The sequence below is a fragment of the Spirillospora sp. NPDC127506 genome, assembly GCF_040302145.1.
GTDB lineage: Bacteria > Actinomycetota > Actinomycetes > Streptosporangiales > Streptosporangiaceae > Spirillospora.
Genome location: NZ_JBEORG010000045.1, coordinates 7,604 through 16,075, shown reverse-complemented (window position 1 = coordinate 16,075; position 8,472 = coordinate 7,604). Strand labels below are relative to the sequence as shown.

At 70.9% G+C, this 8,472-nt stretch carries 7 protein-coding genes and 1 pseudogene; 7 read left to right on the top strand and 1 reads right to left on the bottom strand.

What is annotated here, in order from left to right:
• Positions 1–135 precede the first annotated feature (135 nt).
• Together ABTW95_RS30185 and ABTW95_RS30180 are read left to right on the top strand one after the other, a co-directional pair.
• Positions 136–309, top strand: a pseudogene (locus ABTW95_RS30185) (protease); the annotation flags it as partial.
• 48 nt (positions 310–357) lie between these two features.
• Entirely contained in the window at positions 358–1,227 is an 870-nt protein-coding gene (locus ABTW95_RS30180; RefSeq protein WP_500228068.1) for a S1 family peptidase, read from the top strand.
• A 77-nt stretch (positions 1,228–1,304) separates the two neighbouring features.
• Here ABTW95_RS30180 and ABTW95_RS30175 read toward each other — a convergent pair whose 3' ends face one another.
• Positions 1,305–2,735, bottom strand: a complete 1,431-nt coding sequence (locus tag ABTW95_RS30175; RefSeq protein WP_500228067.1) for an aminopeptidase P family protein — start codon at positions 2,733–2,735, stop codon at positions 1,305–1,307.
• 100 nt (positions 2,736–2,835) lie between these two features.
• Here ABTW95_RS30175 and ABTW95_RS30170 point away from each other — a divergent pair, with 100 nt between their 5' ends.
• From ABTW95_RS30170 to ABTW95_RS30150, 5 genes are read left to right on the top strand one after another with little or no spacing between them, the layout of a single operon-like run.
• Positions 2,836–4,497 carry an ABC transporter substrate-binding protein gene (locus ABTW95_RS30170; protein WP_500228066.1) on the top strand — a complete coding sequence of 554 codons (1,662 nt, stop codon included), beginning with the start codon at positions 2,836–2,838 and terminating at the stop codon, positions 4,495–4,497.
• The gene (locus ABTW95_RS30165; RefSeq protein ID WP_500228065.1) at positions 4,497–5,444 is read left to right on the top strand and encodes an ABC transporter permease; all 948 of its coding nucleotides are present in this window, start codon (positions 4,497–4,499) and stop codon (positions 5,442–5,444) included. The genes ABTW95_RS30170 and ABTW95_RS30165 overlap by 1 nt, the downstream gene beginning before the upstream one ends.
• Positions 5,441–6,430, top strand: a complete 990-nt coding sequence (locus tag ABTW95_RS30160; protein WP_500228064.1) for an ABC transporter permease — start codon at positions 5,441–5,443, stop codon at positions 6,428–6,430. Before ABTW95_RS30165 ends, ABTW95_RS30160 begins: the two co-directional genes overlap by 4 nt.
• Positions 6,427–7,392 (top strand): ABC transporter ATP-binding protein, encoded by a 966-nt coding sequence (locus ABTW95_RS30155; RefSeq protein ID WP_500228063.1) that lies wholly within the window; start codon positions 6,427–6,429, stop codon positions 7,390–7,392. Before ABTW95_RS30160 ends, ABTW95_RS30155 begins: the two co-directional genes overlap by 4 nt.
• The gene (locus tag ABTW95_RS30150) at positions 7,389–8,357 is read left to right on the top strand and encodes an ABC transporter ATP-binding protein (RefSeq protein ID WP_500228062.1); all 969 of its coding nucleotides are present in this window, start codon (positions 7,389–7,391) and stop codon (positions 8,355–8,357) included. Before ABTW95_RS30155 ends, ABTW95_RS30150 begins: the two co-directional genes overlap by 4 nt.
• Positions 8,358–8,472 lie beyond the last annotated feature (115 nt).

The following is an 8,472-nucleotide window of genomic DNA, read 5'->3' as shown; positions in this document are numbered from 1 at the left end:
TACCACCGGGCGGGGGGGGCCCCCGGGCCCCCGGCGGGGGCGCCCCCCGGCCGCGGCGCGCCCCCCGCCCCCTCCCCGAGCACCAGATCCCAGACCCAGACCCAGAAGGAGGCCAAGCAGGCACTCGTCAAGCAGATCACCAAGGACCACCACATCTCGGCCGCCGAGGCGCGGCGCCGCGCCGACCGCCAGCCGGCCCAGCTCAAGCTGGCCTCCAAGATCCGCAAGGATCTCGGCGCGGCCTACGGCGGCGCCTGGATCGACCAGAAGCACGGCGGCAGGCTCACCATCGGCGTCACCAAGGCGACCAAGGCCACCGCGGCGCCCAAAGCACGCACCACCGCCGAGGCGTCCGGCATGAGCGACACCAACACCACCACGGTCAAGTACAGCTTCCGGCACCTCCAGCAGGTGTCCGCCGCCCTGGCCAAACGCGTCGCCAAAGCCAACAAGGGCGCTGAGAACGGCCTGCAGACCGGCATCATCACCTCCCGCAACGTGGTGAAGCTCAACAGCCTGCGCGGCGCCGCCCTCACCCCCGCCCAGAAGGACGTGCTGCGCTGGGCCGAGCACCAGTTCGGCGACGCCGTGCAGGTCGGCACCTACGCGCACAAGTCAGTACCCAAGTACTGCTACGACGACTACGCCTGCGACCCGCCGCTGCGCTCCGGCCTGGCGATCTTCACCAACGGGGCACGCTGCACCAGCGCGTTCACCACGTACTCCGGCGGCCGGTACTACATGCTCACCGCCGGCCACTGCGCCGAGATCGGCTACTGGTGGGACGTCTCCACCTACAGCTACGGCTACCAGAACGTCGGCGGCGTGGCCAACTACACCTTCGGCTGGTACGGCGACTCCGCGATCATCTCGGTCGACAACCCGAGCTGGTGGCAGCCGCGCGGCTGGGTGCTCTACACCACTCCCGTCTACGGCAGCGAAAGCGACTACGTCGGCGGGTACGTCTGCAAGCAGGGCTCGACCACCGGCTACACCTGCGGAACGGTCACCGAGGTCGACGCCACCGTCTCCTACCCCAACCGGACGCTCGCCGGCATGACCTGGAGCACCGCGTGCGACGGCCCCGGTGACAGCGGCAGCGGCGTCTTCTACGGCAACTACGCCCACGGCATCCTCAGCGGCGGCCCCAACTCCGGATGCGGCATGATCCACGAACCGATCGGCCGCGCCCTGTCCACCTGGGGGGTCTCCCTGCTCAGCGGGTGATCCACCACGGATGGGCACGGGCGGGCGGTGCCGCTGCGGGGCGGCACCGCCCGCTCGTGTTTTCTGGATCCGTACTCTCAGGAGAGGGACTGCATCCAGAGCTCGATCTCTTCCGGGTGACGCGGGAGTTCCGCCGACAGCAGGCGGGCGCCCTGCTGGGTCACCAGCACATCGTCTTCGATCCGGACGGCGATGCCCCGCAGCTCCGGCGGGAGCGTCAGATCGTCCGGCTGGAGGTAGAGGCCGGGCTCGACGGTCAGGACGTGGCCGGGCCGCAGCACCCCGTCGAGGTACTCGGACGCGCGCGCCGCCGCGCAGTCGTGGACGTCCATGCCGAGCATGTGCCCGCTGCTGCACAGGGTGTAGCGACGGTAGACGCCCGATTCGGGATCGAGCGCCTCTTCCGCGCTGCGCAGCACGCCCCAGTCCTCCAGGCCCTCGGCGATGACGCGCATCGCGGCCATGTGGAAGTCGCGGAACCGGGCGCCAGGGCGGATGGCGGCGAGGCCGGCCTCCTGAGCGTGGTAGACGAGGTCGTACACCTGGCGCTGGCGCGGCGTGAACCAGCCGCTGATCGGGAGGGTGCGGGTGATGTCGGCGGTGTAGAGCGTGTCGGTCTCCACGCCGGCGTCGAGTAGGAGCAGGTCGCCGAGGCGCAGCGCCCCGTCGTTCCGGGTCCAGTGCAGGACGCAGGCGTGCGCGCCGGACGCGGCGATCGTCTCGTAGCCGACCCCGTTGCCCTCGATGCGCGCGACGCGCTCGAACGTGCCCTCCACCCAGCGCTCCCCGCGCGGCACGCCGGTGACCTGCGGCAGCCCCGCGGCGACCTCGGTGAAGGCGGTCACGGTGTGGTCGACGGCGGCCTGGATCTGAGCGATCTCCCAGTCGTCCTTGACCAGGCGCAGCTCCGCGGCACGGGCGGCGAGCTCGCGGTCCGGCTGCGGATCCGCCGCCGGGACCGCCCGGTCGACCTCCGGGTCGACGTCGCGGATCACGCGGGTCGGGCCGGGGCCGCGCAGCGCCTTCTCGAGGTCGTCGAGGGGCGCGCAGGTGATCGCCAGCCTCTCCGCTGTCTCGGCGAGGGTGGCGCGGGGGCCGACCCAGAACTCCCCGTGCCGGCGGTCGCGGTAGAAACCTCCATCACCGCGCGGTGACCGGGGCCGATGGTAGAGGATGGCGTCGTGCCCGTCGGCGGTCGGCTCCATCACCAGGACGGCGCCGGTCCCAGTGTCGGCCGCGGTGTCCCCGGTGAGGTGGGCGTAGGCGGTGTGCGGGCGGTACCGGTAGTCGCAGTCGTTGCTGCGGACCTTCGGCGGCCCGGCGGGCAGGACCAGGCGTTCGCCGGGGAAGTGCGCGGACAGGGCGGCGCGGCGCGCGCTTGCGTACGGCGCCACGACGAGGCGGTCGGGAGGCGATTTGTCGGCGGCGGCCCAGTCCCGCGTCATGAAGGAGGCGAGGGCCTTGGATACGGGCAGATCGTGGCTGCCCGTGGTGAAGCGGTCATCCATGTGCGTGTTCCCGGAGGTGGAGATTCGGTAACGGGGCTTGCAGTGCAATTGCACAGTACTATTTTATATTGCACTCCGCCCGACAATGCACGGAGATGCCATGAGACGTCCGGTACGGACCTGTTTCGCCCTCGCCCTCTCACTCGCCGTCGCGGGCGGGCTGTCCGCCTGCGGATCGGGAGACGACGCGCCCGCCGCCAAGGCGGGGGGCACCCTCACCGTCCTGTACACGCAGGACTTCGCCCACCTCGACCCGCAGCGCAACTACGTGATGTTCGCGATGGACTTCGGCACCCGGCTGCTCTACCGGACGCTGACGACGTACGCCGCCAAGCCCGGCCAAGCGGGCACCGAGGTCGTCCCGGACATGGCGACCGACACCGGCATGACGTCCGACAACGGCAAGACGTGGACGTTCCACCTCAAGCCGGGGCTGAAGTTCGAGGACGGCTCGCCCATCACCAGCGCGGACGTCAAGTACGGCGTGGAGCGTTCCTTCGCCCCCGATCTGCCGGAAGGCCCGGGGTACGCGAGGACGATGCTGGAGGACGGCGACAAGTACAAGGGCCCTTACAAGGACAAGGGCGGCCTGGACTCCATCGAGACGCCGGACGACCAGACCATCGTGTTCCACCTCAAGGAACCGTCGATGGACTGGCCGAAGATCACGACGCTGCCGACGTTCGCGCCCGTCCCCAAGGCCAAGGACACCGGCGTCAACTACGACAAGCGGCCCTTCTCGTCCGGCCCCTACAAGGTGGAGTCGTACGACCGGGGCCAGAAGCTGTCACTGGTCAGGAACACCCACTGGAGCAAGGCGTCGGATGGCGTCCGCCAGGCCAACCCTGACAAGATCGTCGTGGAGGAGGGCCTCGCGCAGCCCAGCATCGACCAGCGCCTGATCGCCGACCAGGGCAAGGACCAGCGGGCCGTCACGCTCTACAGCGTCGCGCCGGCGAGCATGCCGCGCATCCTCACCCGGCCGGACGTGAAGAAGCGGTTCGTCAGCGCGACGAGCCTGTGCACCCGCTTCCTCGGGCTGAACACCACCAAGCCGCCGTTCGACGACCCGAAGGTCCGGCAGGCGATGCAGTACGCGATCGACAAGGAGGCGTACCGCACCGCGCACGGCGGCAGCGGCGTCGGCGAGCTGGCGGGCTCCTACCTCCCGCCGGCCATGACCGGCGGGCAGGCACAGGACGTCTTCCACGCGCCGCCGACCGGCGACCCGGTCAAGGCCAAGCAGCTGCTCGCCGCCGCGGGCAAGGACGGCGGCTTCTCGATCGATCTGACCACCACCAGCACCGAGCAGGGCAAGGCCGAGGCCGAAGCCGTCCAGCAGGGGCTGGCCCGCGTCGGCGTGAAGGTGCGGATCAACTCCGTCGCCAAGAGCGTCTACTACGACACGATCGGCGACATCAAGAAGGAGGACGAGATGGTCTTCTACGGCTGGTGCGCCGACTACCCGTCCGCCTCTTCGTTCATCCCGCCGATCTTCAACGGGCGCAACATCACGCCGAAGGGCAACACCGTCGTCTCCCAGATGGACGACAAGGCCATCAACGACAAGATCGAAGCGGCCGTGAAGGCGAACGATCCGGCGCAGTGGCAGGCCGTCGACCGGGAGCTGATGCAGCTGTCGCCGATGGTCCCGCTGATCCACGACAAGCTGCCGCTGCTGCACGGCTCCAAGGTCACCGGCGCCTTCGGCCACCCCATCTGGGAGGGCGAGTTCGACTTCGCCACCATCGGGGTCAAGTAGTGAGCGCCCCGCCCCTCACCGAGGCGGCGGGCAGCGTGCCGGCGCCCGCCGGCCGGTCGCCCTGGCGACTGGCCGGCGGGCGCCTGCGCCGCGACCCCGCCGCGCTCGCCGGGCTGGCGATCATCGCGCTGTTCGTGCTGATGGCGCTCGCCGCCCCGCTGCTCACCGCGCTCAACGGGCACGGCCCGAACGAGTTCCACCCCGAGAAGATCGACAAGGCGCTCGCGGGCGCGCCCAAGGGCGCGTTCGGCGGCATCGACGGCGACTTCTGGCTGGGCGTCGAGCCCGGCAGCGGACGGGACGTGTTCAGCCGCATGGTCTACGGCGCTCGAGTCTCGCTGCTGATCTCGGTCGCGGCGACCGTCGTGTCCACCGCGGTCGGCACCGTGCTCGGGCTCGTCGCCGGGTTCGCCGGCGGCCGGGTCGACGCGTTCATCAGCCGCGTCATGGACCTCGTCCTGTCGTTCCCGCACCTCATCTTCATGATCGCGCTGGTGTCGGTGCTGCCGGACGCCAACCGGAAGCTGGAGCTGGTGTTCGTCATGGGCTTCTTCGGCTGGCCCTATATCGGGCGGATCGTGCGCGGGCAGACGCTCTCGGTCCGCAACCGGGAGTTCGTCGAGGCGGCGCGGGCGTCCGGGATGCTGCGCATGCGGATCGTGTTCCGCGAGGTGCTGCCCAACCTGCTCGCCCCGGTGCTGGTCTTCGCGACGCTCACCGTCCCGATCAACATCGGCACGGAGGCGGCGCTGTCGTTCCTCGGCATCGGCGTCCGGCCGCCCGATTCGTCCTGGGGGCAGATGATGGCCAAGGCGATCGACTGGTACCAGGTCGACCCGACGTTCTTCGTGGTGCCCGGCGTGTGCCTGCTGCTGACCGTCCTCGCGTTCACCCTGCTCGGCGACGCGTTCCGGGACGCCCTCGACCCGCGCGGGGGTGGCCGGTGATCCGCTACATCGCGCTGCGCCTCGCCGGGGTCGCCGGCGTCCTGCTCGTCATCTGCGCGGTCACGTTCGTGATCTTCTTCGTGTTCCCCGCCGACCCGGCGCTCCAGGCGTGCGGGAAGTCGTGCACGTCGGAACGGCTGGCCATGCTCCACCACCAGATGGGGCTCGACCGGCCGATCTGGCAGCAGTTCACCGACTACCTGGTCGGCATCTTCGCCGGACGCACCTACGGGACGGGGCCGCTGGCCGTCCAGTGCCACTTCCCGTGCCTCGGGTTCTCCTACCAGAACAACATGCCGGTCTGGGACCTGATGATGCAGCGCCTCCCCACGACCGTGTCGATCGGCATCGGCGCCGCCGTCCTGTGGCTCGTCGGCGGCGTCACCGTCGGGGTCGTCTCCGCGCTGCGCAAGGACTCGCTGCTCGACCGGACGATGATGGTCGGCACGCTGACCTCCGCGTCCCTGCCGATCTACTTCACGGCGATGGCGCTGACCGTCCTCGTCGTGCAGATCGGCGGCCTGCTGCCCTATTCCAGCTACGTTCCGATAGCCGAGGACCCCATCGGCTGGGTGAAGAACCTCATCCTGCCCTGGGTCGCCCTCGCCCTGCTGTACGCGGCGATGTACGCGCGGCTGTCGCGGGCGTCGATGGTGGAGACCATGGCCGAGCCCTACATCCGGACGGCTCGCGCCAAGGGCCTGCCCGAGCGGACGGTCGTCACCAAGCACGGGCTCCGCGCCGGGCTCACCCCCGTCCTCACCGTCTTCGGCATGGACCTCGGCGCGCTCCTCGGCGGCGCCATCATCACCGAGAGCGTGTTCGGGCTGCCCGGACTCGGCCGCCTCACGATCGACTCCATCGAGAAGTCCGACCAGCCGGTCGTGATGGGCGTCGCGCTGCTGGCCGCGTTCTTCATCACGTTCGCCAACCTCCTCGTCGACCTCTTCTACGCCGTGCTCGACCCCCAGGTGAGATACCAATGAGCCTGCTGACCGTCCGGGACCTGACCGTCGAGTTCACCGGCCCGAAGGGCACTGCCCGCGCGGTGGACGGGCTGTCGTTCACCGTTGACGAGGGCCGCACCCTCGGCATCGTCGGCGAGTCCGGCTCCGGCAAGTCCGTGACCAGCCTCGCGATCATGGGGCTGCACGACCGGGCCCGGGTGACCGGGTCGATCGACGTCGCCGGCACCGAGGTCGTCGGCGCCGGCCGGGAGGAGATCCGCGCGCTGCGCGGCCGCCGGGTCGCGATGATCTTCCAGGACCCGCTGTCGTCGCTGCACCCGCACTACCGGGTGGGCGAGCAGATCGCCGAGGCGCGGCGGCTGCACTTCGGCGCGTCCCGGCGGGCGGCGCACAAGCACGCCGTGCAGCTGCTCGCCGACGTCGGCATCCCCGATCCGGGCGAACGCGCCGGCGACTACCCGCACCAGTTCTCCGGCGGCATGCGCCAGCGCGTCATGATCGCCATGGCGCTGGCGTGTGAGCCGGACCTGCTGATCGCCGACGAGCCGACCACCGCGCTGGACGTGACCGTCCAGGCGCAGATCCTGGAGCTGATCGCGACGATCCAGCGAGAGCGGGGCCTCGCCGTCCTGATGATCACGCACGATCTGGGGGTGGTCGCGCGGGTCGCCGACGACGTCCTGGTCATGTACGCGGGACGGGCCGTGGAGCGGGCGGACGTCGACGCGCTGTTCGCCGAGCCCCGCCACCCCTACACGCGCGGGCTGCTCGGCTCGCTGCCCCGGCTCACCGGCCCGGCCGGTGAGCTGACCCCGATCGCGGGCACCCCGCCGTCTCCGCTGACTCCGGCGGCGGGGTGCCCGTTCCATCCGCGCTGCCCCGACCGGATCGCGACGTGCGAGACCGTCCGCCCGGACCTGGAGGGCACGTCTCACCAGGCGGCGTGCCACCTGACGGCCACGAAGAAGGTGACACCGTGACGCCCCTGCTGAAACTGGACGGGCTGACCAAGACGTTCCACACCCGGCGCGGCGCCGTCCGTGCCGTGGACGGCCTCGATCTGGAGGTGCGGGCCGGGGAGACGCTCGGGCTGGTCGGCGAGTCCGGCTGCGGGAAGTCCACCACCGGGCGGATGCTCGTCCGGCTCCTGGACCCCACCGCCGGGCGGATCACCTTCGACGGGCAGGACATCACCGGGCTGTCGCAGCGGCGGATGCGTTCGCTCCGCCACGACCTGCAGATCATCTTCCAGGACCCGTTCTCGTCGCTGAACCCGCGGCACACCGTAGGCTCGATCGTGGCGGCGCCGCTGCGCGCCCAGGGCGAGGAGGCTCCGCGCCACCTCGTCCAGGAGATGCTGGAGCTGGTCGGGCTCGGCGCCGAGCACATCGACCGGTACCCGCACGAGTTCTCCGGGGGGCAGGCGCAGCGGATCGGGATCGCCCGCGCGCTGGTCAGCCGTCCCCGCCTCGTCGTCGCGGACGAGCCGGTGTCGGCGCTCGACGTGTCGATCCAGGCGCAGATCGCCAACCTGCTCGCCCGCCTGCAACGGCAACTCGACCTGGCGTACGTGTTCATCGCGCACGACCTGGCGGTGGTGCGGCACGTGTGCGCCCGGGTCGCCGTGATGTACCTCGGCCGGATCGTCGAGATCGGGGCGCGGGACGTGATCTACGGTTCGCCGGCGCATCCCTACACCAGGGCGCTGCTGTCGGCGATCCCGCTGCCCGATCCGGCGGCCGAGCGGGCGCGGGAGCGGATCGTGCTGCGCGGGGATCCGCCGAGTCCGGCCGACCCGCCCGCGGGGTGTGCCTTCCATCCGCGGTGCTTCAAGGCCGCGGCCCGGTGCCGCACCGAGCGGCCGCGGCTCACGGAGGTCAACGGGCGCCGGGTCGCCTGTCATTTCCCGGAGCTCAGCCCGTTCGAGCTCGCCCCGCCCGCCTGAGTGCCCACCTTTCCCGGAAACGGCGCCGGGGCCGGACGAACTCCCCGGCGGCATCACCCTCGTCGACCTTGACGGCGACGAACGGTCCGCGGCGGCGGTGCCCGCCCTGCTGGAC

Coding starts and splice junctions, on each gene's coding strand:
- ABTW95_RS30170 (WP_500228066.1), top strand. CDS start 2,836: ATGAGACGTCCGGTACGGACCTGTTTCGCCCTCGCCCTCTCACTCGCC.
- ABTW95_RS30180 (WP_500228068.1), top strand. CDS start 358: ATGAGCGACACCAACACCACCACGGTCAAGTACAGCTTCCGGCACCTC.
- ABTW95_RS30155 (WP_500228063.1), top strand. CDS start 6,427: ATGAGCCTGCTGACCGTCCGGGACCTGACCGTCGAGTTCACCGGCCCG.
- ABTW95_RS30175 (WP_500228067.1), bottom strand. CDS start 2,735: ATGGATGACCGCTTCACCACGGGCAGCCACGATCTGCCCGTATCCAAG.